The sequence below is a fragment of the Bacillus glycinifermentans genome (genome assembly GCF_001042475.2).
Classification (GTDB): domain Bacteria; phylum Bacillota; class Bacilli; order Bacillales; family Bacillaceae; genus Bacillus; species Bacillus glycinifermentans.
Genome location: NZ_LECW02000036.1, coordinates 38,473 through 64,867, shown reverse-complemented (window position 1 = coordinate 64,867; position 26,395 = coordinate 38,473). Strand labels below are relative to the sequence as shown.

21 protein-coding genes and 1 pseudogene are annotated in these 26,395 nt (G+C 49.2%); 3 read left to right on the top strand and 19 right to left on the bottom strand.

Going from position 1 to position 26,395, the window contains the following annotated elements; genetic code table 11:
- Positions 1-18: 18 nt before the first annotated feature.
- From AB447_RS18710 to AB447_RS18700, 3 genes are all read right to left on the bottom strand, one after another.
- Positions 19-540, bottom strand: coding sequence for a DinB family protein (locus tag AB447_RS18710; protein WP_048354407.1), 522 nt, complete (start codon positions 538-540; stop codon positions 19-21).
- Between the two features lie 112 nt (positions 541-652).
- Positions 653-1,957, bottom strand: a complete 1,305-nt coding sequence (locus AB447_RS18705; RefSeq protein ID WP_048354408.1) for a pectate lyase family protein — start codon at positions 1,955-1,957, stop codon at positions 653-655.
- 308 nt (positions 1,958-2,265) lie between these two features.
- Complete coding sequence (locus AB447_RS18700; RefSeq protein WP_048354409.1) at positions 2,266-2,784, bottom strand: acyl-CoA thioesterase; 519 nt, start codon at positions 2,782-2,784, stop codon at positions 2,266-2,268.
- 186 nt (positions 2,785-2,970) lie between these two features.
- Here AB447_RS18700 and AB447_RS18695 point away from each other — a divergent pair, with 186 nt between their 5' ends.
- Positions 2,971-3,837, top strand: coding sequence for a dimethylarginine dimethylaminohydrolase family protein (locus AB447_RS18695; protein ID WP_048354410.1), 867 nt, complete (start codon positions 2,971-2,973; stop codon positions 3,835-3,837).
- Between the two features lie 9 nt (positions 3,838-3,846).
- Here AB447_RS18695 and AB447_RS18690 read toward each other — a convergent pair whose 3' ends face one another.
- From AB447_RS18690 to proG, 11 genes and pseudogenes are all read right to left on the bottom strand, one after another.
- Positions 3,847-5,550, bottom strand: coding sequence for a patatin-like phospholipase family protein (locus AB447_RS18690; protein ID WP_057957695.1), 1,704 nt, complete (start codon positions 5,548-5,550; stop codon positions 3,847-3,849).
- Between the two features lie 81 nt (positions 5,551-5,631).
- Positions 5,632-6,645, bottom strand: coding sequence for an ABC transporter ATP-binding protein (locus tag AB447_RS18685; protein WP_057957694.1), 1,014 nt, complete (start codon positions 6,643-6,645; stop codon positions 5,632-5,634).
- The gene (locus tag AB447_RS18680) at positions 6,642-7,553 is read right to left on the bottom strand and encodes a C40 family peptidase (RefSeq protein ID WP_048407100.1); all 912 of its coding nucleotides are present in this window, start codon (positions 7,551-7,553) and stop codon (positions 6,642-6,644) included. Before AB447_RS18680 ends, AB447_RS18685 begins: the two co-directional genes overlap by 4 nt.
- On the bottom strand, positions 7,550-8,638 hold the full coding sequence (locus AB447_RS18675; protein ID WP_048407099.1) for a dipeptide epimerase: 1,089 nt from the start codon (positions 8,636-8,638) through the stop codon (positions 7,550-7,552). Before AB447_RS18675 ends, AB447_RS18680 begins: the two co-directional genes overlap by 4 nt.
- Before the next feature lie 11 nt (positions 8,639-8,649).
- Positions 8,650-9,573 carry a S66 peptidase family protein gene (locus AB447_RS18670; RefSeq protein WP_048354412.1) on the bottom strand — a complete coding sequence of 308 codons (924 nt, stop codon included), beginning with the start codon at positions 9,571-9,573 and terminating at the stop codon, positions 8,650-8,652.
- Between the two features lie 89 nt (positions 9,574-9,662).
- A pseudogene (locus AB447_RS18665) lies at positions 9,663-11,297 on the bottom strand (peptide ABC transporter substrate-binding protein); the annotation flags it as partial.
- A gap of 4 nt (positions 11,298-11,301) precedes the next feature.
- On the bottom strand, positions 11,302-12,300 hold the full coding sequence (locus AB447_RS18660) for an ABC transporter ATP-binding protein (RefSeq protein WP_048407098.1): 999 nt from the start codon (positions 12,298-12,300) through the stop codon (positions 11,302-11,304).
- Positions 12,301-12,303: 3 nt separating this feature from the next.
- Positions 12,304-13,266, bottom strand: a complete 963-nt coding sequence (locus AB447_RS18655) for an ABC transporter permease (RefSeq protein WP_048354413.1) — start codon at positions 13,264-13,266, stop codon at positions 12,304-12,306.
- A gap of 5 nt (positions 13,267-13,271) precedes the next feature.
- Positions 13,272-14,198, bottom strand: coding sequence for an ABC transporter permease (locus AB447_RS18650; protein ID WP_048354414.1), 927 nt, complete (start codon positions 14,196-14,198; stop codon positions 13,272-13,274).
- Between the two features lie 16 nt (positions 14,199-14,214).
- Positions 14,215-15,039, bottom strand: coding sequence for a M55 family metallopeptidase (locus tag AB447_RS18645; RefSeq protein ID WP_048407097.1), 825 nt, complete (start codon positions 15,037-15,039; stop codon positions 14,215-14,217).
- Between the two features lie 180 nt (positions 15,040-15,219).
- Entirely contained in the window at positions 15,220-16,053 is an 834-nt protein-coding gene (proG, locus tag AB447_RS18640; RefSeq protein WP_048354415.1) for a pyrroline-5-carboxylate reductase ProG, read from the bottom strand.
- Positions 16,054-16,219: 166 nt separating this feature from the next.
- Here proG and AB447_RS18635 point away from each other — a divergent pair, with 166 nt between their 5' ends.
- A complete protein-coding gene (locus AB447_RS18635; protein ID WP_048354416.1) occupies positions 16,220-17,539 on the top strand; it encodes a S1C family serine protease in 1,320 nt (439 codons plus the stop codon).
- A 93-nt stretch (positions 17,540-17,632) separates the two neighbouring features.
- Here the strand turns inward: AB447_RS18635 and AB447_RS18630 are convergent, their stop codons facing one another.
- Positions 17,633-18,586, bottom strand: coding sequence for a ring-cleaving dioxygenase (locus AB447_RS18630; RefSeq protein ID WP_048354417.1), 954 nt, complete (start codon positions 18,584-18,586; stop codon positions 17,633-17,635).
- Between the two features lie 294 nt (positions 18,587-18,880).
- Here AB447_RS18630 and AB447_RS18625 point away from each other — a divergent pair, with 294 nt between their 5' ends.
- Positions 18,881-20,200, top strand: a complete 1,320-nt coding sequence (locus AB447_RS18625; protein WP_048354418.1) for an APC family permease — start codon at positions 18,881-18,883, stop codon at positions 20,198-20,200.
- A 28-nt stretch (positions 20,201-20,228) separates the two neighbouring features.
- Here the strand turns inward: AB447_RS18625 and AB447_RS18620 are convergent, their stop codons facing one another.
- The 4 genes from AB447_RS18620 to AB447_RS18605 all read right to left on the bottom strand — a co-directional run bounded on the left by AB447_RS18620 (position 20,229) and on the right by AB447_RS18605 (position 26,306).
- Positions 20,229-21,116 carry a carbohydrate ABC transporter permease gene (locus AB447_RS18620; RefSeq protein WP_048354419.1) on the bottom strand — a complete coding sequence of 296 codons (888 nt, stop codon included), beginning with the start codon at positions 21,114-21,116 and terminating at the stop codon, positions 20,229-20,231.
- Positions 21,117-21,134: 18 nt separating this feature from the next.
- The gene (locus AB447_RS18615) at positions 21,135-22,088 is read right to left on the bottom strand and encodes an ABC transporter permease (protein WP_048354420.1); all 954 of its coding nucleotides are present in this window, start codon (positions 22,086-22,088) and stop codon (positions 21,135-21,137) included.
- 36 nt (positions 22,089-22,124) lie between these two features.
- Complete coding sequence (locus AB447_RS18610; protein ID WP_057957700.1) at positions 22,125-23,639, bottom strand: extracellular solute-binding protein; 1,515 nt, start codon at positions 23,637-23,639, stop codon at positions 22,125-22,127.
- Between the two features lie 66 nt (positions 23,640-23,705).
- Positions 23,706-26,306, bottom strand: a complete 2,601-nt coding sequence (locus tag AB447_RS18605; protein ID WP_172796365.1) for an exo-rhamnogalacturonan lyase family protein — start codon at positions 26,304-26,306, stop codon at positions 23,706-23,708.
- Between the last annotated feature and the right edge of the window lie 89 nt (positions 26,307-26,395).

Sequence of the window (26,395 nt, the reverse complement as noted above, 5' to 3'; positions counted from 1 at the left end):
CAGCCTTTTGGAACAAAATCAACCTTCGCGCTTGCGAAACGCTTTAATCAACGCTTGAATATGCGCCTGATGATAGCGGTTATGATCCGACATATGCCAGATCCCCCAGCGGATCGTGGCAAGACCTCCTTCGTACGGGACCGTCTTCAGTAAATCTTCTTCCGTCAGTTGTTCGGCGGTGTTTTTCAACGCTTCAAGCACTTTGTCGTACCGTGACAATAACACGGACAGCGGAACGCCTTTCACCTCAGGCAGAAGGCCGTTTTCATCGGTCATCGGACCGATCGCTTCTTCCAATTCCCGCGGCAGGTTCTCCTCCCTCAGTCTGTACACCCAGCGGGTGTCGACATTGATTAAATGGCTGATCAGCTGGGCGATGCTGTTTTGATCGCCGTGTTCTCCTTTATACTCAAGAAGCTCCCGGTTGATTCCGGAGACGATCGATTTCAGCCGCCCGACGTTTTCGCTGACGGCCGAAAACAGAACCCCCACGGCCGGTGCCATCTTTTCGTCAGTATGCAAATCTTTGACAAACCCCATCCCCTTCACTCCTCTATCAAAAAGCGCTATCATGGGAAAATCTTAGCACCCGGACGTTCAGATTGTAAACTTTTTAAAAAAGCGGACATTCATGTTGTCCGCTTTTTTCAGCTTACTCCAGTTTTCCCGCGCCGGCCTGCTGTTCGACGATTTCAGGCACGTCACTGGCAGCGTCGATTTTCCCGTAAAGCTCAGGCTTCCAGCCTACCGATTCTTTGATCGATGCGCTTTTCGCCTTATTATAAGTGCTGACAACATCGATTTTCGAGACGCTTTCTTGGTCATTTAAGAGCGTACCTTCTTCGTATAAAGCATCCCCTTTAAAGGCTTTCATCAACTTCTGAGGCTTCGTTCCCTCAGGCAGCTCAAAGTAGTTGTCCTCGGCGTAAATTTTTGAAGAATATCCTACGCCCCATAAGTAATCGTAGTTATTATCCGTGTTTTTAAAATAGTTATTGTAAATGTGCACTTTTCCGTAGCGGATGCGCGGTGCGCGCTCCCTGATGTTTTCATACATGTTATGATGGAATGTCACTCTCAAATGGCCGTCGTCGGCAGAATAGCTGTCACTAGATCCGACAATCGTGTTTTTATCATGATCTGAGAATACATTATAGGACACGGTGACGAAATCCGATTGTTTTTTGATGTCAAGCAGTCCGTCGTGATGCTGAAATTCGCGTCCGAAATACGTTCCATTCAGGTCGTCAGGTTTGTTTCCGTCATTGAAAGAGCAATGGTCCACCCAAATATGTTCGGATTGATCGATTAAAAGATTATCAAATTCAGAGTTCCAATTTCCGTCGCTTCCGTCCGTCGGATCCCAACCCGGGAAATAATCATATGCATTTTGGAATTCGATATTGCGGACGATGACATTTTCCGCTTGTTTGATTTGAAAACCTCCGCCGACGATTCTCGCGTCATCCCCTAATCCGATGATCGTCGTATTGGATCCGACATTGAGGACGACCCGCTCTTTTTGATTTTTTTCAGAGCGGACTCTTGCTTCCTCAAGCTCTCCTGACGGCTCCTTTTTCCCCCACTTATCAGGATCATACTCTTTTAAATACTTCTCAAGGCTGTATTCGGGGTCCCGATAATCGTCATAGCCTAAAGATTTATTTTCATCATCGACATTCAGATCAATCGTTCCCTTGATATAAATGATTTTCGGCGTATCGTTCAGGCCGTTGGCACTGTTTTTTCCGCCTAACGCATCCACAAGCTCCTTCCGGTTTTCCACCGTATATACATGATCAGAGGAAGCCTCAGCACCTCCGGTCGTACCTTCGCCGTAAGCTCCCCAGCCGTCACTCGCTCCGAGCACTTCACGCCCGTGGTCTGCCGCTTGAACGGGCAGGGAAGAACTGAGCGCCAGCATAGCAAGCGCGATTAAACCAAAACCTTTTTTCATCTCATACACCTCATCTAAATTTTTTCACAAAAACTTCACAAAAACTAATATATTTTACAGGAATACAAACAACAACAGATTTTCCTCCTATTTTTCAGTTTTTCATATTTATTCTTTTTATGACAATTCTCCCGGGAAATCCGAGAAAAATCTTCCTAAAAACATAGAAAATCAAGATAACCGGATCGACTAGTTATTTTTTCAGAATAATTCGTTTTTATAAATCTCTTATTCAAAAAAAGTGTCGGCTCTTCCGCATGACAAAGAAAAACCCCGTCTCTTTTTGATCAGAGACGGGGTTGGCCGGCTTACCACGGCTTGTCCACCGCAAGGGCTTCGGCGAGCGCTTTGCTGTGCTTCCTGTGACTTTTTCGTTCTTCGGCCCGCTGTTTGGCCGTTTGGTGGAGCATGATTTCTTCTTCAGTCTCAGGTACGACTTGCGGAACGGGCTGGGGATTTCCGTCCTTGTCTAACGCCACAAACGTTAAAAAGGAGGTGGCCGCAAGCTTGCGTTCCCCTGTGAGCAAATGCTCTTTAATCACTTTGACAAATACCTCCATAGACGTTCTTCCCACCCATGTTACGTAAGATTCGAGACAAACCGAATCCTCCTGGCCGATCGGTTCGAGAAAATCGACAGAATCCATCGATGCGGTCACCGTCCCGCACCTGGAATGCCTTGCTGCAGAAATCGAGGCGATGTCGTCAATATAGCTCATCAGCTTCCCTCCGAACAGCGTGTTGTGGTTGTTCGTATCAAGCGGAAAAACCCGGCTCGTTTTGACAACTTTCGATTCCTTGCAGTATTTTTTCTCCGGTCGATTCATGTTCCATTACTCCTTTGATGTCTTAAATGTGTTTGTGATGTGGAATTTTCTTTATTAAACACTATTAGAATTCATTTGTCTAAAGTTTTTTATCCGGATGATTTGTAAGGTTTTCTTTCGAAAGCGTTTATTTCCTGCGCCGGGAAGGGAATAATGGAAGTATGATCACGAGACGGGGGAGAGCACATGGATTCAGCAGTGCCGAAAAAAAATGATAATGCAAACTGTACCAGCGAATACGACATTTTGAAAAAAGTTGTGCTGTGCCGGCCGGAATATATGACGATTAAGGATGTCATCAATGAAACGCAAAAACACTTCCATGAAGAAAATATCGATATAACGATTGCCGTCCGCCAGCATGAAGCATTTGTCAAGGAACTGGAAAAACGCGGCATCGAAGTGGTGCTGCTGCCTGCTTTAAGCCAATTTCCCGAGCAGGTTTTCACAAGAGATATCGGATTTACGATCGGGGAGACTGTTTTTACCTCCCGACTTTCAGCCGATATCCGCCAGGGTGAGGAAAACGTGCTTCAGGAATGGCTTTCAAAAGAAAACATCGCTTACCGTTCGTTAAACAAAGGCTACAAAATAGAGGGAGGCGACATTCTCATCGATCAGCATACCGTGTATGCCGGCATCAGCGAACGGACATCGCTTTCAGCCGTTCAGGAGCTTAAACGGCTGCTTCCAACACACGAAGTGATTCCCGTTCCATTTGAAGAAACCTTCCTTCATCTTGATTGCGTCTTTAACATTATTTCTCCGCACGAAGCGCTCGTCTATCCAAAAGCGCTAGGAAAGCGCGAATACAAGGTGCTTAAAGAGCGCTACGATATGATCGAAATACCTGAGCATGAACAGTTCAGACTGGGAACAAACGTGCTTTCCATCGGAAATCAAACCGTGATCAGCCTTCCGCACAATCAGGCGGTCAACAGACAGCTAAGGGCGCGCGGTTATACGGTTATTGAAGTCGATCTGTCGGAGATTATCAAGTCAGGCGGTTCTTTCAGATGTTGTACGATGCCGCTTGAGCGGAGCTGTACGTAAGGAAGCCGATTAAAGCGGCTCCTTTTTTTCTGCCTTTCTTTTTAACCTCTTCATGCTTCCCAAATATAAATAGAGCTTATCAATCGTAATAAGATAAAGACCGATTAAAACACCCCCTGTAAAAGCTATGAATACAGCAGGTGCAATTTTCAACATGATCCTTACAGCAGGTGCTCTCAGTAAGTCTGCATACATTGCCTTTAAAAGAAAAAGGAAAAAGATGGCCAGAGTCAGCAGCGCCTTTGGAACGTGAACATTTGGAGGCAGCTTTATAAAAAACATGATGCTTAAAAATGCCATAATTGCGAAACCGGCAATTTTCAAAAAAATGTTTATTCGAAAAGCTTTAAACAAAGTTTTGCTTGCAGCCTCTAACAGCCGTTTATAGTAAGGGTCAATGTTCCGTGAAGTAAGCCATTCTTCAATTTCAAAAAAGCGGTAGTCTCTTTTTGGAATAGCGTGCTTCGCTGCAAAATCTTTAACCTTTGAGCGATTGATTTCGTATCCGCTCATTTTATAGCCGTCCAGCATGAGCGAATAGGCTTCTGCATCAGAAAAAGAGTCAAGGTCTGTACGTATACGTGAAAGAAGCGTTTGAACTTCTTCATTGACACCGTACGCTTGATAAGGTCCTTTAATGCGGCAATCCTGTTTATCCTGTTTCTGAATAGGGATTGATTCAATTGGCAGCCGTCTTTTAAGATGCATCAATGCAGTTGTCCGGTAGTGTTTGCTCAAATGGCTTGAGAGTTGTTTTTCGCGGACAAGATCAGCAAGAATACTGGTGCTTCGTCCCATCACTCCGGGAAAATGCGTGGGAGGCTCTTTTTGATTTTCCAATTGTTTTGATGCATCGCTGATGATAAAGTGAGTACATTCAGGTTCTTCTTGTAACAATGTGCCGATTCCTTGATTATCATGAACTCCTCCATCGACAAGCTGCACACGGACTCCTTTGTCATAAAGACCGCTGATCGCAAGAGGCACAAAGACACCCGGAACACTTGCAGAAGCGGCAACAGCGTGACCCAGCCTAAAAAACTTATGCCTGCACGGACCGTGCTTCGGTTTAGGGTCGCACTCGCACCTGCGTGATCCTTCGCATAGGTCTTCATAAGACTTTACTTTTTCCAGTTTGAAATTCCCGTCTACGAGCAGCATGCTTTTGTCTCTCTTCGTTTCCCCCATTCCCGAAACGGTAAATACCCATTTATGACCGCTATTTAAAACGGTGGCGTTCATCATAAGTATCGGGATTTTCGCATTTTTTACACCGGACTTAATGGATAGCTGTTTCATGTTTAAGCAATTGTTAACCGGGCCAAACAGAAATTTTTCAAGAAGCTCTCCGATATAATCGCTTCGTGAATAATCGGGTAAACACATTCTTAAATTTTTCAATGGATTGAGAAAAGTACGCAGCCGTATGTTGCGTTGAACTGCGAGGAGAAACTCATTTTGAATCGTTTCCATCATGTCTTGATAGTCTTCATCTTTAATTTCAGAGCCCTGTTTTTCCTCGAGCATGTTCTTGAGGCGAAGGTAATATAGCGCACCAATAATTGATCCTCCCGATACGGTAGAGATTACTTCTACATGGCGAAGCAGTCCCATGTCGGCCATTCTTGTAAGAACGCCGATATGAAAGAATGCGGCGCGAAATCCTCCGCCAGAAAGAGCCAAACCGAGTTTACCTTTCCTTTCTTCGAGCATCATCAAGTCTCCTTATTCAAAAATATTCATTTTATTATTCTTTCGGAGAACATGATTTATGCTGTTAGAAAACACTGATCCCTAACTGGTCTGTACCGTCACCTTCACGCCATCAGCCTCCTTTTTCATATTCCCGTCATACAAATGGCAGGCGACAAAGTGCCCTTCCTCAGCTTCCTTCAAAACGGGCTTTTCTGCGGCGCAAATGTCCATCGCAGCGGGGCACCTTGTCCTGAATACGCACCCTGTCGGGGGGTCGATCGGGCTTGGAAGCTCGCCTTTTAAAATAATACGCTTCCGTTTGTCTTCAATATCCGGGTCGGGAATCGGAATGGCGGACAAAAGCGCCTGTGTATACGGATGAAGCGGTTCTTTATACAATCGGGCGCTTGCCGTGATTTCAACCATGTGGCCGAGATACATGACGCCGATCCGGTCGCTGATATGCTTGACCATCGAGAGATCATGCGCGATGAACAGGTAGGTCAGCCCTTTTTCTTTTTGCAGTTTTTTCAGCAGATTGACCACCTGCGCCTGTACGGAAACGTCGAGTGCGGAGATCGGTTCGTCCGCAACGATGAACTCCGGCTCCAGGGCGAGCGCCCTTGCAATCCCGATTCTCTGTCTCTGGCCGCCGCTGAATTCGTGGGGATAACGGTTGGCAAAGCCTCGGTGCAGGCCGACCGATTCCAGGAGCTCGTCCGCTTTTTCAAGTCGCCCTTTCCGCCCTTCGTACAGGCCGTGAATTTCCATCGGCTCGAGCATAATGTCTCTGACCGTCAGCCGCGGGTTTAATGAAGCATATGGGTCCTGAAAGATCATTTGGATTTTGCGGTTGTATTGAAACGATTCGGATTCGTCTAATGCATGGATGTTTTTCCCCCGGTATCGAACCTCGCCTCCGGTAGGTTCGTAAAGGCGCATCAGCACCCTGCCCGTCGTCGATTTGCCGCAGCCTGATTCACCGACGAGCCCGAATGTCTCCCCTTCTTTAATTTCAAATGAAATACCGTCGACCGCTTTGACCGTTTTGCCTTTCCCGGCGTCAAAATGCATTTTCAGACGGCTGACGTTCAGCAATGTATCCTGTTTCATGCCGTTCCCCCCGTTTCTGGTGAAAAATAGCGCCGAATCGCGCATAGTTCCTTTTCATATACCGTGTCTTCGATGGATATGATTTCGATCGTTTTGCCCGTCTTCGGAGAATGAAGCATCTTTCCGTTTCCGTAATAAATGCCGACATGATGCACCCGGCCTTGCCCTTCTGCATATGCAAAAAACAACAGATCTCCCGGCTCCGGCCGGCTAAACGGAACTTCTCTGCCGCCCTTTGCCTGATCACCGGCATCCCGGGGTGCAAAGCAGCCGTTTGCCTTCAGCATCGAAAACGCAAAACCTGAACAGTCATAGCCAAATCCGCTCATTCCGCCCCACAGATAAGGCAGGTGCAAAAAAGCTTCTCCCGTTTGAACGATGTCTTTTCCCGAGCCTTTTTCACAGGATAGGGTGCCGGCGTCCTTTTTCCTCAGCAGCCTTGCCCCCAACGGCGTGTCTACCTGATACCAGGCTCTGTCTTCCCCGAGAACGGGAAGCGACGTGAGAAAGCTTAATTCGAGCTCTCTCTGTTTCTCCTCCGTATATAAATAAGCGGTCGGCTTTCGGATGACGGCGAACGCTTCCGCCTCCGCCCGGCGTTTTTTTGCCAGAGAGGCTTTCGGCATCCAGCCCGGATAGCCGCGCTCATCTTTCGCCGACGGCTGTCCAGGGATCACGACAGCTGCCCAGCCGTCTCTTTCTTCAAGCACCAGCACTTCTTCACCGAACAGCACCTGTGTTTGAATGAGATTGGCCGTACACAGCTCAAGGCGCTTCTCATATGTTAAAGATTCAAGCCAGCCTTTTACACAGACGGGCCGCGAGAGCATTGCCTGATCGATCCTCCGCGGTGCGTCAGGATTCGTCCAGACGTTCGCTACTGAAACGGCTGCCGTATACACATTCATCGTATCGCCTCCCCTTTGACGTCTGTGATGCCGAGCCCGGGTGCATCAGGAATCACAATCCTGCTGCCGGCGTAGCTGACTCCGCCTTCAACGATCTCCTCATTCAGCATCAGCGGCGCGTCAAAATCAAACCTTGTCACGTTTTTTTGGCTTGCTGCAAAGTGAGCCGCCGCCGTAATGCCGAGCCTTGTTTCGATCATGCTGCCTGCCATGCACTCGACTCCGCATGCTTCTGCGATCGCATTGATTTGCAGCGCCCTCTTGATGCCGCCCGCTTTCATCAGCTTGATATTGATCAAGTCAGCGCTTCTCGTTTTCAGCACCTGAAACGCCTCCTCCGGCGAAAAGACGCTTTCATCCGCCATGATCAGCGTATCGACTGCGTCTGTCACCCGTTTTAGTCCTGCAAGATCGCCTTTATGGACGGGCTGTTCGACAAGCTCAATCTCAAGCCCTTCATCCTCCATCTTTTTGATCGCTCTGATCGCCTGTTTCGGTGTCCAGCCTTGATTCGCGTCAAGCCGGATCTTCACGCCCGGCCCCGTCCGTCTGCGGATTTCACGGATGCGGGCAAGATCTGTCTCTATGTCGTCTTTTCCAACCTTTACTTTTAACGTGCGAAATCCGGCTTTTTCATAGCCGGCAGCGTCTTCGCCCATTTCATCCGGATCATTGACGCTGACGGTGAAATCCGTCTCCATCTCCCGCCTGTATCCTCCCAAAAATTGATACAGGGGAAGCCCGCACATCTGTGATAAACAATCGTAAACGGCCATATCAACGGCTGCCTTTGCGCTCGTATTTCCGCTCATCAGTTTCCCGATGTCGTGAAATATCGCTTCTGCATTTAGTAAACTTCGGCCGGTCAGAGCCGGGGCGAATACTTCCTTGATCGCGCTTTCGATGCTGTCAAGGGTTTCTCCGGTAATGACGGCAGTCGGCGGCGCTTCCCCCCAGCCCGCCGCATTCTCAGCCGACATTTTCACAATGACGGCTTCTGCGGTACGTACCGTTCTGAGCGCGGTTTTAAACGGCTTTACTAGCGGAACGGCAATACGGTATGTATGAATTCCCGTAATTTTCATGGCGGCCTCCTTTAAGAAACTCCCGGTTCGATGACGAGCTGCTTTTTATCGGCATCAAGCACGCCTTCCGCTCCGATCGGAATGGCAATGTTCGGAGAAGAGTGACCGATCTTAAAGCCGGACAGCGCCGGCTTTCCTTCCGGGACGATATAATCTTGAATAATGTCCTTCAACATCAGCGACTCATCGCGCTTTTTCGGAATGCAGTCATGAAAATCGCAAAGCAGAACGCCTGCGGCATCGGACAATTTCCCGGCCATTTTCAAATGATTGAGCATCCTGTCAATTCTGTAAGGCTCTTCATCGATATCTTCAATAAACAAAAGCTTCTCTCTTGTATCGATTTCAAACGGCGTGCCGAGGGTCGTCACGAGGAGCGCGAGGTTTCCGCCGATCAGTCTGCCTTTCGCTTTTCCTTTAACGATTGTCTCTAAAGGCGACACGTCTTCGGTCAGGCTGAGCGTCATACTGTGAAACAGCTGCTGAAATGACCGCTTTGTCAATGGGTGGACGTCTTCCTTTCCGATGTCGGAGCTTAACATCGGGCCGTGGAATGTGATCATGCCTGTGCATTGCTGGATGGCAATATGTAAAAAGGTGATGTCTGAGTAGCCCCAAAAAATTTTCGGATGGTTTCTGATGATGTCATAATCAATCCGCTCTGCGATCCGCCCCGTACCATATCCACCGCACGCACAAATGACCGCTTTTACGTCAGGGTCTTGGAACATTTCATGCAAGTCGTTGACGCGCTCTTCATCCGTTCCCGCCAAATAGCCGCACCTTTTGCCGACGGCGCGGCCGAGTTTGACGCGGAGCCCAAGCTCTTTTAAATATTCGACGGCTTTATCAAGCCGTTCTGCGACGGGCGGGCTGGCGGGAGCGATCACTCCGACCGCATCCCCTCTCTCAAGTTTGCGAGGTGCTACTCTCAATGCTAAGTCCCCCTTTGTGAAAAAACCGCCCGAAAACTGTACGAAAAGCGCACATGAATGTCCCGGGCGGACGTTTTTTTAGACTGCGTTTTTTCGGCCCATTTCAGTTCGATATAGCCGACAGGATGGCGGATGATGCCCTTTACATTTTCCTTTTCCAAGTGAACCTGATTATAGAAATAGACCGGAATGATCGGCATGCCTTCAAACAGCAGTTTTTCCGCCTCGTGCAACAGTTTATCGCGCTTTGTTTCATCAGCTTCTTGTTTCGCCTCTTTAATCAGCTGATCATACGCTTTGCTGCTCCAGCCGGTCCTGTTCATCGAATTGCCGGTTTGAAAGCTTTCCAGGAAGTTGATCGGGTCGGCATAATCAGGCAAAAAAGAGCTTTGGGAAAATTGAAATTTGAGCGCTTTTTGCTCTTCAAGGAACGTGTTCCATTCCATATTGGCCAGCTTCACGTTCACGCCCAATACGCTTTTCAGCTTTTGCTGAATCGCTTCGGCCATCTTTTTATGTTCGGGCTTTGTGCTGTATGTCAGCGTAACATCAGGAAGCTTCTCATAATGCTCTTCATTCATTCCTTTTTCAAGGAGCTTTTTCGCATCTTCAGCGTTAAATGTGACTAAATCCCCGCCTTCCTCGCGAAAATCCTTGCCGTTTGATCCTTTCAAGCCCGGCGAGACGAAGGCGCGCGCAGGTTTTTCGCCGTTTTTCGTGACGTAGTCGACGATTTCCTGCTGGTCAACGGCCATCGCGAACGCTTTTCTGATGTTCTCGTTTTGGAAAGGCTCCATATTGACATTGAATCTGTAAAAATAAAGGCCGGCCTGGTCAAACACCTTCACCTCGCCAGATCCCATCAGCTTTTCGCTCATCTCCGCCGGCACATAAGCTGTGTCAAGCTCGCCTGACTCAAACATTTGATAATCGGTATTTCTGTCATTGACCATCGCCCATGTGACTTTATCCAGCTTGACGGTATCCTTATCCCAATACGTATCGCTTTTTTCCATCGTCAGGCTTTCATCATGCTTCCACTCCGTCAGTTGAAACGGCCCGTTTCCGACGAATGTGTCAGCTTCCTCATGCCATTTCGGGTTTTCTTCGGCTATTTTCTTGTTGACGGGGAAAAAGGCCGGGTTTGAGACGATGCTTAAAAACGATTTTTGCGGGCTTGTCAGCGTGACTTTAAGCGTTTTGTCGTCAACGGCTGTAACCTTGACATCGTCCTTTGAGCCTTTTCCGCTGTTAAACGCTTCACCGCCCTCGATAACATATCCTAAAAACGCGGCGGATGAACCCGTTTTCGGATCGAGCAGGCGCTTCCAGGCGTATTCGAAATCGCCCGCTGTCAACGGATCGCCATTTGACCATTTCGCCTGTTCGCGAATTGTAAAAGTATATGTCTTTCCGTCATCGGAAATGCTCCATTTTTCGGCTGAAGCAGCCTCAGGCTCATGATCTGAGCCAAGCCGGGTTAGCCCTTCCATCAGGTTGTTCAGCGCCTGCCATGACACATTATCAAAGCCGATCGGCGGATCGAATGACGTCGGTTCATTTTCATTGTTCAGCTTTAGCACCTGTTCTTTTTCCGCGTGGTTTCCTTTTCCTCCTGCATTTTGTCCTGCCTGTTCATTGGCCGTACATCCGAACAGCATGACGAAACCAATTATGACGATCAAACTGCTCCACCATCTTTTCATCAAATCCCCCCGTTTCATTTTGTTAGGACGATAGTATAGCCCGCTTCGCCCGTTCATCCTGAAGCCAGCAGCATACGTCATGCCCCGCCGACACCTCTGTTTTCACCGGATAGACCCTTTCGCAGACCTCCATGGCGTACCCGCAGCGGGCGGTAAACGGACAGCCTTCGGGCGGGGAAAACAAATCCGGAGGCGTCCCGTCGATCGGAACGAGGTCTGCATCATCAAGGTCAAGCCTCGGCACGGATTTCAGCAGCCCTTTTGTGTACGGGTGCTGAGGCTGATAAAAAATGTCTGCTCTCGTTCCCGTCTCCGCGATTTTCCCCGCATACATAACCGCGATTCTGTCAGCCGTCTGTGCGACAACGCCTAAATCATGGGTAATTAAAATGATCGCCACCCCGGTTTTCCGCTGAATGTCTTTAAACAGCTCAAGGATCTGCGCCTGTATGGTGACATCAAGCGCCGTTGTCGGTTCATCGGCGATCAGGATCTCAGGTTCGCAAATCAGCGCCATCGCGATCACGATCCTCTGCCTCATCCCTCCGCTGAATTGGTGCGGATACTGCTTTAAGCGCTCTTTCGGATTCGGAATTCCGACGAGCTCAAGCATTGAGATTACGGCTTTTTTCGCTTCGTCCTTCGTCACGTCCCGGTGCTGCAGGATCGCCTCTGTCAACTGATCGCCGACGGTCAAAGTCGGGTTGAGCGCCGTCATCGGGTCCTGGAAGATCAGCGAGATTTCCGCCCCCCGTATCGCCCTCATCTCCTTTTCAGGCAGATGGCACAGGTCTTTTCCTTTAAAGCGAATCGAACCGTCCGTAATCACGGCCGAATGCTTCGGCAACAGCTGCATGATGCTTTGCGAAGTGACGCTCTTTCCGCACCCTGACTCGCCGACGATCGCAAACGTTTCTCCTTCATATAAATCAAAGCTCACGCCGCGGACGGCTTTGACCGCCCCGCCGTACGTCGAAAACGAAACATGCAGGTTATCGACTTCCAATATTTTTTTCTGCAATCGTCATGACCTCCTCAGCTTCGGGTCAAGTGCATCCTGAAGGCCGTCCCCAAGAACGTTGAAGGCGAACATCGTCAGCGAAATAAAGAAAGCCGGGAAGAACAGCCGCCACCAATGTCCTGACAAAATCACCGGCAAACCGTCGTTTGCCATAACGCCCCAGCTGGCGAACGGAGCTTGAATTCCAAGGCCCAGAAAGCTTAAAAAAGCTTCGGCGAATATGGCCGACGGCACCGTCAGCGTCATCTGAACGATGATCGTCCCCATCATGTTCGGAAGCAGATTCCTTCTGATGATCCGCATCGTGTCCGCCCCAAACGTTTTCGATGCGAGAACGTGTTCATCATGCTTGACCTTCAGCACCTGCCCCCTGACGATCCGGGCCATGCCGACCCAGCCGGTGACGGTCAGCGCGACGAGAATCGTGCCGAGCCCCGGTCCCATCAGCACCATTAACAGGATGACGACGAGTAAATACGGGAGACCGTGAAGAACTTCGATGACCCGCATCATGATATGGTCGGTTTTGCCGCCTTTAAGCCCGGCAATCCCGCCGTAAACGACGCCGATCGCAAAATCGATCAAAGCCGCCATCACACCGACAAAAAGAGAAATTCTGGCTCCGTACCATGTTCTTGTAAACACGTCGCGGCCAAGCTCGTCCGTTCCGAACCAATTCTCTCCGGACGGGGGAAGATTTTGCTGTGAGAGCGACTGCTGTGTAACGCTGTGCGGAGACAAGACGGGTCCGAGAGCCGCCATGATGAAGAGGAATATTAAAATCCCTAGACCGGTCATCGCAAGCTTGTTTTTTCTTAAAATCCGCCAAGCGTTCTGCCAGTATGAAAGGCTCGGCCTTACGACAGATTCGCTTTCGCCTTTTTCCTGTTTTTTCGGAACGAACCATTCGTTCGGGATATGCCCGCCCGGCGGCGCTTTATGTTCCGTGCGAACTGGGAGGCTCATATGTCTCACCCTTTCTTATGCAGTTTAATGCGCGGATCGAGAATTCCGTAGGCCATGTCGACTAGAAACAGCATAACGATGAGGATGATACTGTAAAAAACGGTGGTTCCCATTATGACGGGATAATCGCGGGAGTTGATGCTTTCGACGAAGTATTTTCCCATTCCCGGAATGGCGAAGATTTTTTCGATGACGAAGCTGCCTGTTAAAATCGCGGCTGAGAGCGTCCCGAGAATCGTAATGACGGGCATGAGCGCGTTTTTCAGCGCATGCTTGACGACGATTTTAAAAGGAGAAAGCCCCTTCGCCCTCGCCGTCCGGATGTAATCCTGGGTCAACACCTCAATCATGCTGGAACGCGTCAGCCTGGCGATGATCGCCATCGGCCCCATGGCCAAAGCAGCTGTCGGGAGCACCATGTGCATTGGGCTCGTCCATGTCGACGGCGGGAAGATGTTCCAATTGACGGCAAATTGTTGAATCAGCATGGTTGCCATAATAAAATTCGGAACGGAAATTCCGAGGACGGCGAGCGTCATCGCCAAGTAATCGATGATCCCGTTTTGCCGAAGCGCCGCGAAGATGCCGAGAACGACGCCCGACAAAATGGCGATCACAAGCGCCGTCATTCCCAGTTCAAACGAAACGGGGAAGCCTCTTGCCAGCAAATCGTTTACGCTCTGCGACGGCTGTTTGATCGACGGGCCGAAATCAAACGTGACGATCGATTTCAAATAAAACAAATATTGAACAAAGAGAGGCTCGTCCAAATGGTAGTAAGCCTCAAGGTTTTGCTGCACCGCTTCATTTGTAGTCCGCTCTTCATTAAAAGGAGAGCCGGGTATCACTTTCATCATCACAAAGGTCAGCGTCGTAATCACCAAAATGGTCGCCACCATCGAGAGCAGCCGCTTGATGATGTAACCCGCCATTTTTCATCACACCCTCCTATGAAAATGTCGTCCGCATCGCAAGCTCTGTCATCACAAGCATTGCCTGGTAAGCTTCCAAAATATCCTTTGCTTCATAGCGGACGATTGTCGTTCCCGGCTTGATGTCGGTGCCAGGCATCAAGTTCGCCCATTCCGCCTGACCGTAGTTGGCAAATTCGATGCTCAGCACCGGCCTGTCGGGAGGCGTGAGCGGTTTGATTTTATCCTTGTTTCTGAGCGCAAAGGCCGTCTGCTCTTTTAAAAGCCGCCCCGCTTTCTCCGGCGTCAGACATTTGACAGCCGAGCGGGAAATCGTCTCTTTGACGGCGGCCGTCGCCACGTTCGGTATGAGCTCCTCCGCTTCGAGCGCCGCCTGTTTGTCACCGGCCACCATCAGCACCGGAACGCCGTAATAGCCCGCGACATATGCGTTAAATCCGAGTTCGCCGACGGCCTGATCGTTTATGTAAAAATGCCTGACGCCGAAGATCATGCTGTGCGACATGACGCCTTTCATCGACGCCCTTGCGTGGTAACCGAGAAAAATCGCTCCCCCGCACGTGTCATCAAGTCCCTGCACCATCGAAAACGGCTTGACGTCCCCTGAGATCAGCTGTGCTTCAGGATGAAGCCGTTCGATAAGAAGATTGTTCATCTTCGAATGGCTGTCATTGACAAGCACTTCAGAACAGCCGTTATTAAACGCTTCTTCTATGACGTAATTGGCTTCATCCGTCATGATCGCTCTGCCCCGTTCATAGTTCAGCTTGCTGGAATCGACAAACGTATCATCCGGAAGCCCGGAAATCCCCTCCATATCAACAGACATATACAGCTTCATCAAAACCCCCCTGACAAATCTCTCAAATTTTGTATTATTTTAAGAATATTCTAACAAATTATATTAGAATTTTAATAGAATTGCAATAACTATTGGCAATTTTAGAAATTAAAGATCTTAATGGAAAAGTGTAGAAATATGTCGAGTGACAATGAAAAGAGGCCGCATGCAGGCAGCCTCTCATTCATGAATCCCGTTTTTCCGGCGGTTAACCGCTCCGTTTATTTCCTTGTATTTCTCCATCGTTCTGACAAATACCTCGTCAAACATCTGCGGTGCCGCCTTCCGGATCGCATCGGCCCCTTCGGCGGTGATGCCTCCTTTTGTCGCCACTCTTTGAAGCGTTTCTTCAAACGTCATTTGTTTTTCCAGTAAAAGTTTTCCCGTGCCGACTAAAGAATGGATCAGAAAGTCAAATGCTTCTTCCTTTGTCAAGCTGCTGTTCCTGAGTGCGGCCTGGGCGAATTCTTCAAAAATCGAAGCAATGAATCCTGGCGATGAACTTGTTAAATTACTTGCGGCATCGATATCTGCTTCACGGATGTTTTTCACCGTACTAAATAAAGAGAGATATTCTTCGAGCCGTTTTTTGTTGTCTTCTGTCACCCCTTCCCCGTGAACGACAAGCGAAATACCGGTACCCGTCTCAGATGTCAAAGTCGGTATGTATCTTGATACTTGCCGGTCTGTCCATTTGTGAAGCCGTCTGATCGTAACTGCAGCGGCAATCGATACGATATGCGCATCCTTTCGGAGAAAGGGGCTGATTTTTGTGACCGCTTCTTCGACAGCCAAAGGTGGAACGCATATGAAGATAAGGCCGCATTCTTTTGCCAGCTCTTCAGCCGATTGGAAAGAAACATTCGGATAGCGTTTCGCTAGTTCTTCCGCCCGGCTGCCAATCGTCCTTGTATTTACTGACACCATATGATCATCAATTTTTCCTTGTTCAAGCAGTTTGGACGCAATCATGTCTGCCATGCTCCCAAACCCGATAAAACCGATTTTATTCAACGTGTAACACCTCAGGGGATTTTTTGTACATAAGCCGTCAGACGGCCCTCCATCTATTTTACCCTGTTTCTTTTACAATTTCCCACAATCTTCTCATGTTTATCCCACACTCTTTGTTTATGATGTATGCATCAAAGGTTATGATAACAATAGGAGCGTGGAGAACATGGAATACAATAGGGAAAACAACCGTGAACCCAAAAATGAAATCATCATCCCTGAACATCAGGTTAGTCACACTGTCAATCGTGCGGAACAGCAAAAACGAAAGCTCTCTTGGCTGACGCCGATCATCAGCGGCATCATCGGAGGAAGCCTTGTCCTCGGCGTCACGACGTTTCAGCACAGCGGGACCGAGAAAACGACATCAGCCGCACAAACACAAGCGACGGAAACGACGACATCTTCCTCGCAAAATACGAAAACCGAAAAGCTGTCAAGCTCAAGCTCGACAGATGTGTCAACAATGGTCGAAAATATATCGCCGGCCATCGTCGGCATCTCAAATTATCAAAAACAGTCGCAGAGCGGCATGTTCGGCTTTGAAAGCAGCGAAAGCGGAACAACCAGCGGAAACGGCAGCGGCAGCTCAAGCGAAGAGGAAACGGGCACAGGATCAGGCGTCATTTATAAAAAAGCAAACGGAAAAGCTTATATTATTACAAACAACCACGTTGTCGAGGGTGCGAGTAAGCTGACGGTTTCCCTTTCAAACGGAAAAGAAGTGGAAGGCAAGCTGGTCGGCAGCGATTCATTGACAGATCTTGCTGTTGTGGAAATTTCTGCGGCTAACGTTGAAAAAGTCGCAACGTTCGGCGACTCCTCAAACCTGAAAGCGGGCGAGCAGGTCGTCGCGATCGGGAACCCGCTCGGCAAAGACCTTTCCCGCACCGTGACGCAAGGAATCATCAGCGGCGTAAACCGGACCGTTTCCGTCGATACGTCAGCTGGCGAAACCGAGATGAATGTCATTCAGACAGATGCGGCGATCAATCCGGGCAACAGCGGGGGAGCCCTGCTCAATAAAAAAGGCGAAGTGATCGGCATTAACAGCATGAAAATCAGCGAAACCGGTGTTGAAGGAATCGGCTTTGCGATTCCGAGCAATGACGTCAAGCCGATTGCAGAGCAACTCTTGTCAAAAGGAAAAATCGAACGACCGTATATCGGCATCAGCATGATGGATCTCAGCCAGGTTCCTGAAAACTATCAAACAGGCACGCTCGGACTGACCAGCAGCCAATTAAACAAAGGCATTTACATCGGCCAGGTCGCGTCAGGATCTCCTGCTGAAAAAGCGGGTCTAAAAGAAAATGATGTCATCATCAGCCTGAATGGCAAGGAAACCGATTCTGGAAGCAGCCTTCGCAGCATCCTTTACAAAAATACGAAAATCGGTGAAACGGTGAAAGTGACGATCATCAGAAACGGCAAAACGATGACAAAACAAGTGAAGCTTGATCAAAAAGAAGTAACCTCTTCTTAATTCAATACGCGTCCCCCCCTGGCTGCCGGAATAACCGGCGGCCTTTTTGCATAACAAAAAAATCAAGGCCTTGTTCGGGCCTTGATTTTTCTATTATTTGATCGGTTTGAGACGGGCTTCGATCTCGTTTCGTCTGTTTTCCAGATACGGAGGAAGCGCAAGGCTGTGACCAAGCTCATCGATGTCTTCGTCGACGGCAAATCCGGGACCGTCTGTCGACAGCTCAAACAGGATGCCGTTCGGTTCTCTGAAATACAGCGCTTTGAAATAATAGCGTTCTACGATGCCGGAATTGTTGAAGCCGTGCGCGCTGATGGTTTCATGCCATTTTTGCAGTTCTTCCTCATCTTTGACGCGGAATGCGACATGATGGACGCTTCCTTTTCCGGGGCGCTCCCTTCTGTGGTCTTTCGTCTCCGTGATATGGACTTCCGTCGCGGCTCCGCCTTCTCCTGATTCAAAAACGAGGAGCTTGCGCCCGGTGTCCGCGATGGTTTCTTCAGCGATCTGCTGAAAGCCGAGGATGTCTGTCAGAACTGATGCAGTCGGCGCCTGATCAGAGACAGACAGCTCGACCGGGCCGAGTCCCCTGATTGCATATTCTTTAGGTATGACGCTGTTTTTCACAGGTACTCCGATGTCTTTACCTTTTTCATCAGCAGCGAGAATAATGTTTTGGCCTTCATGATCTGAAAAACTGAGAATGCTGCGCCCGGCCCGCTTTGTGATGCCTCCGTGGCGAACGCCGAGCTCATCGAGACGTTTTTCCCAAAAGCGGAGCGCCTCCTCCCCCGGCACGCGAAGGGATATCGAAGAAATGCAGTTCGTTCCTTCTATGCGGCGCGCGAGCATCGGAATCTCGAAAAACGTCAAATCCGATCCCGGAGTCGCCACCTCATCTCCGTAAAACAAATGATACATGGTCGGATCATCCTGATTGACCGTTTTTTTGATAAGCTTCATTCCAAGTCCTCTCACATAGAAATCGAGATTTTTTTGCGCATTTGCCGTTAACGCGGATACGTGGTGAATACCGTGTACGTTCATGTAGATCCTCTCCTATTCAAAAATATCTCGAATTCGAGATATATCTTATGTCCAAATTATGTGATTTCGCGGAAAAAGTCAACCGATTCGACTCGACCGAAAAACCCTAACAATAACTATTTTATAAACTATTAAAGTTCGCTTATAAAACGAATAAAAGGCAATTCACACGATTTAAAATGGGTAAAAAACGGCAAAATACGAAAATCAGAAAATTTATTTTATTTTTATTTTACGAAATTGGTATTACAATATAAAAAAAGTTTTTTAGATGAACAATGGGAGGCGTAACAAATGAATGCAGAAGCAAACGGACTCAGGAAAGAGATAGGCTTGTTATTTGCGCTTTCTCTTGTCATTGGAACGATCATCGGCTCGGGCGTGTTTATGAAGCCCGGCAGCGTTCTTTCTTATTCCGGAAATGCGCAGATCGCGCTTTTCGCCTGGCTACTCGGAGGGGTTTTAACGCTTGCGGGCGGATTGACCATCGCCGAAATCGGCACACAGATACCGAAAACGGGCGGTCTTTATACGTATCTTGAAGAGATTTACGGAGAGTTTTGGGGCTTTTTGTGCGGCTGGGTCCAGATTATCATTTACGGATCGGCGATCATCGGCGCCATCGGATTGTATTTCGGCTCTCTCGTGACCCATTTGTTTTCCTGGGACAAGTCATGGACAGCGCTTGTCGGCATCATCACCCTCGCCTTTTTGTGCATCGTCAACATCATCGGCACTAAATACGGCGGAGTGATTCAGACGATCACGACGGTCGGAAAGCTGATTCCCATTGTCTTTATCGTGATTTTCGGCCTTTGGAAAGGCGATGAGCAGATCTTCAGCACAGTCGCATCCAGCATCAGTGACCAAAACTTCGGGGCTGCCGTTTTGGCGACATTGTTTGCATATGACGGCTGGATTCTTCTCGCAGCGCTCGGAGGGGAGATGAAGCATCCTGAAAAGCTGCTTCCCAAAGCGATGACCGGAGGGATTCTCCTTGTCACGGCCTGCTATTTGTTTATCAATATAGCGCTGCTTCATGTTTTACCGGCTGATCAGATCGTTAAACTCGGCGAGAATGCGACGGGCACAGCCGCCTCGATGCTATTCGGGCCGATCGGCGGCAAACTGATCTCCATCGGAATCATCGTCAGCATTTTTGGATGCTTAAACGGAAAGGTGCTGTCCTTTCCGCGCGTGATATTCGCGATGGCCGAAAAGAAACAGCTGCCGTTTTCGCACTGGATCTCACACGTTCACCCGACGTTTCGTACGCCATGGATCGCCGTGATCGTGCAGATCGTCATCGCCTGTATTTTGATGGTCATCAGCAACCCCGAAAAGCTGTCAGAGGTTTCGATTTTTATGATTTACATCTTTTATGTGATGGCATTTTTCGCGGTGTTTATTTTAAGGAAGAAGAACAGCGGGCTGAAAAGATCGTACAGTGTGCCGCTTTACCCGTATTTGCCGATTGCGGCCATCGCCGGATCTTTGTTTGTCCTGGCAAGCACGCTTATCACGGACTTTTACAGCTGTTTATGGTCGATCTTGATCGGCCTTGCCGGACTGCCGTTGTATTTTTGGATGAAAAAAAGAGATAACACCGTTTAAAAGCTGCCGGCAAATGCCGGCGGCTTTTTTATCCTTTCACAGACCCGATCAAAATCCCTTTGGCAAAGTGCTTTTGCAAAAACGGATACACGGCTAAAATCGGGAGCGTCGCAATGACGATGACGGCCAGTTTGATCGACTGCTCCGGCGGGACGGCGTTTTCTGCCAGTTCGTTTGTCGTTCCGGTCAGATCAGAAAGGATCGTCACCTGGCGCAGCACCATTTGCAGGGGCCATTTTGCGCTGTCATTGATGTAAAGGAGCGCGTGGAAAAAATCGTTCCAAATGCCGACCGCATAAAACAAGGCGAATGTCGCAACAATCGGTTTTGAAAGCGGAAGCGCGATCCGGAAAAACACGCCGATCTCCGAGCAGCCGTCGATTTTCGCCGACTCTTCGAGCTCTCTCGGCAGCTGCTGAAAAAAGTTTTTAATAATGATTAAATTAAACGGGTTGATCGCCATCGGCAAAATTAAAGCCCAGTAAGAATCAAGAAGTCCCAGCGATTTGACGACGAGGTACGTCGGAATCATCCCCCCGCTGAAAAGCATCGCAAAAATGACGAGGTTCAGCACCAGGTTCCTTCCTTTGACGTGCCGCTTGGCGAGCGGGTACGCCATCGTAAACGTAAACACGAGCTGAATGATCGTGCCGACAATCGTGATGAACACAGACACCCCCATGCTCCTGATAAATGTCGGCGTTGAAAAAATATAGCGGTACGCATCAAGCGAAAAGGTCTCCGGAAAGATAAAAAAGCTGCGTTCCGCAAGTTCTGCTTCTGTTGCAAACGAACCGGCGATGATGTACAGAAAGGGCAGCACCGTCACAAGCCCGCAGCAGCCGAGGAAGACGATATTTAACACATCGAACGCCCGTCCGGCTTTCGTGTTATGAAGCGATTCTGGACCGGCCATTTCCTTTCACCCCCATTTTTAAAACAGACCGTCCTGGTCAAATTTTTTCGCAATATAGTTCGCCCCGAAAATCAAGGTGACGCCGACAACCGATTTGAAAAGCCCGACTGCCGTACTGTAGCTGTAGGCGCCCTGCGTGATCCCGACAACGTAGACATACGTGTCAAAAATCTCTGCCACGCTTCTGTTCAAGGAGTTGGTCATTAAAAAAATCTGTTCAAAGCCGATGTTCAAAAAGCTGCCGATTCTAAGAATAAGTAGGACGACGATCGTGCTTCTGATCGCAGGAAGCGTAATATGCCACAATCTTCTGAAGCGCCCCGCCCCGTCCATCACGGCCGCTTCATACTGCTCCTGATCAACCGAAGCAAGCGCGGCCAAAAACAAAATCGTGCCCCAGCCCGTTTCCTTCCATATGCTCTGCATCACGATCATCGGCCTGAACCATTCAGGATCTGAGAGAAAAGAAATCTCTCCCCCCGTTATCCTTTCGATGAGTTTATTGATCACGCCGGTGTCGACCGTAAAGAAGACAAAGGTGATGCTTGCGACGATCGTCCACGAGACAAAGTGCGGGACGTAGATCAGCGTCTGAATGCACCTTTTGTAAATGGCGTGCCTCAGCTCATTCAGCAGGAGGGCAAGGATGAGCGGCGCCGGAAATGCAAAAATCAAATCGAGAGCCGCGAGCATAAGCGTATTGCGCAGCAATCTGAAAAAATCGGGATTCATAAAAAAGTCTTTAAAATACTCGAAACCGACCCATTCGCTTTGCCAGAAGCCGAGATACGGCGAATAATCCTTAAAGGCGATCAATACGCCCCACATTGGCCAGTATTTGAAAATGAGAAAATATAACATACCGGGAACGAGCAGAAGATACAGCCATTTGTCGCGTTTTATGGCGGTCAGCCAATTCGTTTTCCTTTTCGTTTTGACAGCGGCTCTCTCCGTTTTGGCGGCGATTTCCATCTGCCGCACCCCCTTTCGATGTACTGGTAAAAAGCGTTATTTCGACTTTTGATACAATTGATTCAGCTCTTTCATCAGGTCCTCCCCGCCGCTTTTATACCAGAGTTCTACGGCATCCTGAAAGCCTTTTTCTTCGATGTCACCGATGATAAACTGCGTTTTCGCGTCAAGGATGATGTTGTCGAGCTGTGCCCCTTTTTGGGTATATACATCTGATACGAGCGATTCAGCCGGGTTGAACACGGCAATTTTTTCGCCTTCTTTCATGACTTGCTGCCTGTGCTTGAACAGCTTGGACGTTTGCTCTTCGATATAATGCCTTTGCTCGGGAATCCCCATGCTGAACTGTGCGAGTCCTTCATGCTCATATAGCAGTTTTTTGTTGTTTTTTTCGAGGGACGAAAATGCGCCGTTTTCAAGCTTGTAATTCCGCCCTTCCACCCCGTTATTGGCGATGATCTGGGCTTGTTTGTCATTCATATTGTCGAGAAACTCGAGCACCTCCTTCAATTCTTTTTCCGTTTTGACGCTCGCTTTCGGAATCGCGATCATTCCCGCGTATCCTGAGGTCGGGAATGTATAGGTTCCCTTCGGCCCTTCTACGCTTCCGATGACATCGATCACATCTTTGTTTCCGGAATCCTTTTCCTCTAAAGCGCTCTGGATTTGTGAAGCCCGTGAACCCGTATCAACGATCACGCCCGCCTTTCCCTTCACGACCGGATCGTTCCACTTCGCCGAATCCATCACGGCAAAATCCCGGTTGATCAACCGTTCATCGTAAAGCTTTTTAAAGAAGAAGAGCGCCTTCATATACTCATCCGTCGTAAAATCGGGAACGAGCTCACCGTTCTCATTGACTCCGTAACGGTTCGGCGCCCCGAACCATGTCTGCATAATATCCCACGGACTTCCGTTGCCAAGCCCCATCCATTTCGGCACCACCATTCCGTACGTATCGTCTTTGCCGTTTTTGTCAGGGTCTTTTTCTTTGAACGCTTTCAGCACTTCGTAAAAATCGTCGATCGTTTTCGGCATATCGAGCCCGACGTTATTCAGCCAGTCGGTTCTGATGATGATCGAGGCGCGGATCAGGTCCCTTGCCCTGTATATGCCGTAGACCTCCCCGTTTATCGAGCTGTTTTTCATAACCTTTTTGTCTGCCCGGCTTAAGTTTTCGTAATCCTTTAAGTATGGGGAAAGCTCCCAAAACGCTCCTGCTTTGACCGATTTGATGAACCCCGGCGACTTGTCCGTCACGACGATGGCATGCGGCAGATCGCCCGAAGCCATAACGATGTTAAATTTGTCGTTGTAAGAAGAGTTCGGGACCCATGTCACATTGATTTGCTTTTTCGTATACGCTTCGAGCGCCTTTAACGAAGGGCTGTTTTCCCCCGGGCTTTCCGGCGATAGCAGCGGAGCCATAATGCGGATTTCGTTTTTTTGTCTGTCTTTTTCCTGTTGATGAGACGTTTCATTTGCGCTGCACCCCATGATGAATAAACAGACTGCCGGTGCGGCAAGCCATTTTTTCACGTTTTTCGGCATCAGCATCTGCGATTCCCCCTTTGATTTTCCTTTGAATGTAAAACGCTTTCATTTTTCCGGCAAGCTTCATTTTTTGCACTCTTTTTGTCCTTTATTTGCCGGCATGATCTTTTCTTGCAGGCCGCTTTCAGGCAGCATATCACCCAGCAATTCAAGCACGGCGATCGTGTTCAAGCACCATTGCGATATGCAGTTGGTCGTGACCCAGGGAATTTCATAGAGCGCATCCCACGTATTTGTCTTTCTTACAGCAATCGGCAGCGGGGTATGGCTCTTTGTTTCATCGAGCAAAAGGCGCCACGCTTTTTCGGCAAGCTTCCGGTCGTTCCGCCGTCTTGCCGCATAGGCGACCATCGCGGCGGAAAACATCGGCCAGTGAAACAGCCCGTCATGCAGCGTTCCGCCCGTCATGCTTCGCTTTTCTTCATCGCTCAGCACATAACATTCGCCGAATTCAGCGAGCATGTCGCACCATTCTTCGTCCTCTAAAAGCCCGGCCAGCTCCATCCATACTTGCGGAGCGCCAAAGGCGATCACCATGTGGTAGCCTCCTTCGTTCCCGTCTCCGATATGAATCAGCTTCGCGCTCGCAGGATCATATTCAAACGACGGACCTGACAGCAGGCGAAGCGGCAATGTTTTAAGCTGAGCGATTCCTTTTTGGATTTTCGCCAAGTAGGCCTGATCACCCGTTCTTTCCCATTCTGTCAGCCAATTGGAGCAGAATGCCGCCCAATCGGGGCCGACCCTCGCGTGCGTGGCTGTGCCGTTCGGATAATACGCTCTCATCGGGTCCAGCGTCTTTAATGCCTGGTCGGCATCCTTTACTTCTGTTAAAATGTCGCCCGTTCGTTCATCCGCGGTCAAAAAGTAGTAGGCTTTGTGCAGCCCGGCCATGCTGATTCTCGCTTCCTTGCAGCCGCAGCCCCAATGGACGACATTGTGCCTGGATCCCAGCCCTTTATATTCGCCGAAATGATAGCAGTCGACTTCGCTCGTATGACGGGTCATCGCTTCAGCCATTCTGAACACGTCTTCCCTTCCCGATCTGAAAAACATCTGCCAAAGCCACAAATTCGGGACGAGCTCTGTATTTTGCCAGGCATAGCCGCCAATGTCATAGCGCCACACATGGCGGACGCGGTCATACGTGTGCATGACATCGCCAAAATGCCAAAAGCCGTACCAGCCGCGCTGGTCAACTTCGTTTTTGTAAAAGCAAAAAGCAGCATCAAGCTGTTCTTCAAGCTTCGCTTTAAAGGGATGGCTCGTGTCTATTGCGCTCCATACGCCAAGGGCGCGGGTTTTATAATAATAGTCCGGTTCACAGACCAAAAGCGGCGGATGCTGCCATTCGTCAGCCAATATTGTGAGCTCTTCGCCGCTCGGCGGTTTTGTAAAAAAGGCAATGTTGGCTTCGCTCGTATTGGCGATTCCGACGGCTGTCGAGCGCATTTCCGCGAACCCTTCATAGGCGCTTTCGACATGAGTGCTCTTTGAATAATGGCGGAAATCCATCGCCTCCGCCTCAGGAGGCCAAAACCATGCGGTCATTTTCGTTTCTGAGGAGCCGAGGCCCGACACCTCAAGTGATGACGGATACTTTTCAAAAAAATTCTTTAGCCCCAGAGCCATTCCGCCGTTTTCGCCTCCCGCATACATCAGCCCTTTCGCCCGTTTTCCATGGATGGCGGACACCCATGCGCAATCTTCGTCAGTCCGTTTTTGCAATCTGTAATGTGAGGGCGAATCGTGAATAAACTTGTAGTCATTCCAAACCGCGTTTGTTGATGCATCACGGATCACCGCAGATGTATCGGCATTTTCTGTGACAAGCTCCCCCGCGATCTGCTTTTCGTAAATGCCGTTCGCCTCGCCAAACCGTCTCGTCAAAAGCAATTGGGCGGCTTCTCCGTAAATTCCGCTGTCAGCGACAAAACGGATATGCCGGTTCCACGGCGCCCCGCTGAACTTCGCGGAAAACTCAAACCCGAGACCTTTCACCCATTCGTGTTTCGCATCACAATCGATCAAGATCGTGTGCATGATCCTGATGGACGCGCTGCCCGCATAAAAAATGAATCTGATGATAAATGGAAGCCACTCGTTTCCGGAGCTTCCGCAGTGAACCCCCTCGGTCTTAATGACCGTCTTCACCGGTCCGTTTTGTTCGACTGCCGCACCCTTGATCACACCTTCAAATCGTTCAATACGATAAACTTTCTCTGATGGTGTGCCGCTCCTCCTTTCTTTAAAAGCCATGAGCCGGCCGGCGCCAAATGTTTCACCCGAAACCGAAATCGAACTGATCAATGGTGACCCCGTTTTGTTAAAGCGGCAGACAAGTAATCCCGTATTCACGGTGATCCCGTTTTCTGCCTCCGCCACTTGAAGAATCCTTTCAGGCGCCTTTTGTCCGCCTTTTTGCAGGACAAAACGGTCAGCGCACCGTCCCTCAAAAACCGCGGCATGCCCGGTCCACTTTACAGACCCGTCGGGCCAGTACGCCAGCGGCCGGCTTTGCAAAACCGGAGCGGAACCGCCCGGTGCAGCAATTGAAAGCTGTTCTTCCTTTTGCAGCACGCCTTTTTCCCATGGAACTCCCCATGTTACACCGCCTTTGGCAGCAGGAGGCGATTTCAGCCATTTTAGTTCAACATGTGTCATCAGAAGCGCTCCTCCTTTCATTTTGCATCGATCAGCCTGATTTTCCGCATCAGGCGGCCTTTCCGTCAATCATCCGTTTTTGCAGGGGC

Excerpts from the sequence above, each read along its gene's own strand:
- AB447_RS18680 (WP_048407100.1), bottom strand. The coding sequence starts at position 7,553 with ATGAATGTGTATACGGCAGCCGTTTCAGTAGCGAACGTCTGGACGAAT.
- AB447_RS18690 (WP_057957695.1), bottom strand. The coding sequence starts at position 5,550 with ATGCTCGAAGAAAGGAAAGGTAAACTCGGTTTGGCTCTTTCTGGCGGA.
- AB447_RS18630 (WP_048354417.1), bottom strand. The coding sequence starts at position 18,586 with ATGAACGTACACGGTATTCACCACGTATCCGCGTTAACGGCAAATGCG.
- AB447_RS18645 (WP_048407097.1), bottom strand. The coding sequence starts at position 15,039 with ATGAAGCTGTATATGTCTGTTGATATGGAGGGGATTTCCGGGCTTCCG.
- AB447_RS18650 (WP_048354414.1), bottom strand. The coding sequence starts at position 14,198 with ATGGCGGGTTACATCATCAAGCGGCTGCTCTCGATGGTGGCGACCATT.
- AB447_RS18705 (WP_048354408.1), bottom strand. The coding sequence starts at position 1,957 with ATGAAAAAAGGTTTTGGTTTAATCGCGCTTGCTATGCTGGCGCTCAGT.
- AB447_RS18700 (WP_048354409.1), bottom strand. The coding sequence starts at position 2,784 with ATGAATCGACCGGAGAAAAAATACTGCAAGGAATCGAAAGTTGTCAAA.
- AB447_RS18620 (WP_048354419.1), bottom strand. The coding sequence starts at position 21,116 with ATGGCCGGTCCAGAATCGCTTCATAACACGAAAGCCGGACGGGCGTTC.
- AB447_RS18675 (WP_048407099.1), bottom strand. The coding sequence starts at position 8,638 with ATGAAAATTACGGGAATTCATACATACCGTATTGCCGTTCCGCTAGTA.
- AB447_RS18625 (WP_048354418.1), top strand. The coding sequence starts at position 18,881 with ATGAATGCAGAAGCAAACGGACTCAGGAAAGAGATAGGCTTGTTATTT.
- AB447_RS18635 (WP_048354416.1), top strand. The coding sequence starts at position 16,220 with ATGGAATACAATAGGGAAAACAACCGTGAACCCAAAAATGAAATCATC.
- AB447_RS18695 (WP_048354410.1), top strand. The coding sequence starts at position 2,971 with ATGGATTCAGCAGTGCCGAAAAAAAATGATAATGCAAACTGTACCAGC.
- AB447_RS18685 (WP_057957694.1), bottom strand. The coding sequence starts at position 6,645 with ATGAAACAGGATACATTGCTGAACGTCAGCCGTCTGAAAATGCATTTT.
- AB447_RS18615 (WP_048354420.1), bottom strand. The coding sequence starts at position 22,088 with ATGGAAATCGCCGCCAAAACGGAGAGAGCCGCTGTCAAAACGAAAAGG.
- AB447_RS18710 (WP_048354407.1), bottom strand. The coding sequence starts at position 540 with ATGGGGTTTGTCAAAGATTTGCATACTGACGAAAAGATGGCACCGGCC.
- AB447_RS18610 (WP_057957700.1), bottom strand. The coding sequence starts at position 23,639 with ATGCCGAAAAACGTGAAAAAATGGCTTGCCGCACCGGCAGTCTGTTTA.
- AB447_RS18655 (WP_048354413.1), bottom strand. The coding sequence starts at position 13,266 with ATGAGCCTCCCAGTTCGCACGGAACATAAAGCGCCGCCGGGCGGGCAT.
- AB447_RS18605 (WP_172796365.1), bottom strand. The coding sequence starts at position 26,306 with ATGACACATGTTGAACTAAAATGGCTGAAATCGCCTCCTGCTGCCAAA.